Source organism: Mycoplasma sp. 613B, assembly GCF_054343485.1.
Genome location: NZ_JBTGVH010000036.1, coordinates 1 through 2,268, shown reverse-complemented (window position 1 = coordinate 2,268; position 2,268 = coordinate 1). Strand labels below are relative to the sequence as shown.

General features: G+C 23.7%; 3 protein-coding genes. All 3 read left to right on the top strand.

Going from position 1 to position 2,268, the window contains the following annotated elements:
* Positions 1-506: 506 nt before the first annotated feature.
* A complete protein-coding gene (locus ACXX87_RS04030; RefSeq protein ID WP_458573320.1) occupies positions 507-1,148 on the top strand; it encodes a hypothetical protein in 642 nt (213 codons plus the stop codon).
* Positions 1,149-1,270: 122 nt separating this feature from the next.
* Positions 1,271-1,672 (top strand): hypothetical protein, encoded by a 402-nt coding sequence (locus ACXX87_RS04025; RefSeq protein ID WP_436358726.1) that lies wholly within the window; start codon positions 1,271-1,273, stop codon positions 1,670-1,672.
* A 93-nt stretch (positions 1,673-1,765) separates the two neighbouring features.
* The coding region (locus ACXX87_RS04020) for a hypothetical protein (protein ID WP_458573319.1) at positions 1,766-2,268 on the top strand (503 nt) is incomplete at its 3' end.

The following is a 2,268-nucleotide window of genomic DNA, read 5'->3' as shown; positions in this document are numbered from 1 at the left end:
ATCATTAAATTAACACATATTTATAAAAAGTGACATTTTATATCTGTAATTACAATATTTGAGAAAGATTTATTAGTTTTATCTAAATAAAACAATAATTTACGTGTGACTAAATAGATATATTTTGAATAAACTTAAATTACCAAGGCAAAAAGCGTAAAAATGCTTAAAATTTTCTATCTTTTGCTTCGTTTTTTTTTTTTTTTTGCAAAAAGTAATAAAATTAAAATAATAAGAAAGGGACAAAATTAGTAAAATCAAGGAAATAAAACAAATTGGAAAGACAACTTTAATTATGGATATAATTAGTTTGTTTTAGTTTGAATAACAACAGATATTATCATAAATTTTCAAATAAACTACATTTTTGAAGTTCTTGTTAAAAAAATGAAGAATTCTTTAAAAATGGTTTAGACATAATAAAAGTGTTTTCTTTCAGTTTATTTATAATAATAAGTTTCATTGTGGGTTTGGTTGCTTTGGTTTTTAAAATAATGATAAGTAGAATGATACCAAGTTTATATAGCAAAAAATTAGCAGATGTTAAGTTGTGTTATGTACTATCAAGCTTCTTTGGAATAATATTTACTTTCATGGGTTACAAAAAACTTAAATCTTTTGAGTTTTCCAACCAAATCGCACAAGAAGAAAAAATAAATATTCAAAAAATAAAGAAAGATTGTCAATGTATAAAATGTATAAAAGGTTATGAATATGGTTTTGAACTTTTTAAATTACAAAACGCAACCAGACTAACTTTAATATTTGAAATAATGTCTATTGTTGTTATTCAAATTATATCTATTACTATAGTTTTAATTATTAACAGTATTGTTTCTGATGCTAATAAAAATTCTTTATCTTATGATCCAACTTACTATTCATCTTTTGAACTGACTGCACAAAAAGCAAGAGCAGGTTTTGTTTTTGTGATAATATTATTCATTGTTTATATAGGACTTTGTATAACAACTTTTGTTTTCAAAATAATTTCTGCAACTAAACTTTCTAACTTTAAAGCAAGTCATCTAAAAACATCAAGAATATTTTTCATTATATCCATCTTTTTTGGACTCGTATTTACAGCATTAGCTTATAGATATGTGAAAAAACACAAAAAAGAATGATCAAAGACTAGTAACTATTAAATCATAAAAAACTTGTTTGTGTTTAGTATAAACAAGTTTTTTAAATCTAAATTAATATTAATTCACTAATATTTACTTTTTTATTAAATAAAAACAGTAAAATATAAATATAGGAGGAACTTATGAAAAACAATCTAGAAAAATTAAAAAATTTTAGCAAAACTGCTCTTATATTAGAAATTGTAACTTTTGCCTTATTTGTAATAAGTGTTATTATTCTTATAGCCGGTGGTGTTTTGGCTGTAAGTGCTTTTGGTTATTATTCACCATCTGAAGCGCGTCCAGACCAATCAGCAAGTATTGCTAGTTTTGGCGCTGCATTCATTTTAGCAATTTTGCTTATAGTAGTAGCATCTGGTACTGGACTTGCAGCCTTAGTTTTCAAAATTATTATTTGTGTTGAATTATCTAATTTTGAAATGAACAAAGTTCAAACAATTCTAATATTCTTTATACTATCAATATTCTTTGGACTATTGTTTACAATCTTAGGTTTTGTTTATGTCAAAAAACTTGAAGAGTAAACCATTATTATTAAAATAAAAAAAACTAGTTATTTATTTTTTATTAGAAAAGAGTAAAATTTAAATATACAAATTATAAAAGAAAGGATTTAAATGAATCGAATTCAAAAAGTAAAAAGAATAAGTAGAAATACTTTAATCATTGATGCTGTTGCTTGATTTTTCATTGCAGCGGGTATCATTCAAATATTTTCAGGTACTTCAGTATATGACTTATTTGACATTTCTACAATAGGAACTGTAAATAAAATAAATAGAATTTTTGCTTCACTTCTATTTGTAATAGCTACACTTATTGGGAATGCTGTCTTTATTTTTAAACTCATATTATGTGTAGAACTGTCTACTTTAAAATCTAAAAAATTAGAGAATGCTAAATTGTTTGCTATTTTATCTATATTTTTTGGTCTATTATTTACTTTTCTAACATTTAACAATATTGACAAACATGAAGAAGGAATAGAAGAACAAAAAGAAGAAGATATACAAGTAAATCAAGGAACTAATCAAATCATTACAAAAATCAAAAAAATGAGTAGAATAAAGTGGGACAATTTATTGGGACACATTTTACCAGTGATATCACTGGTAAAATT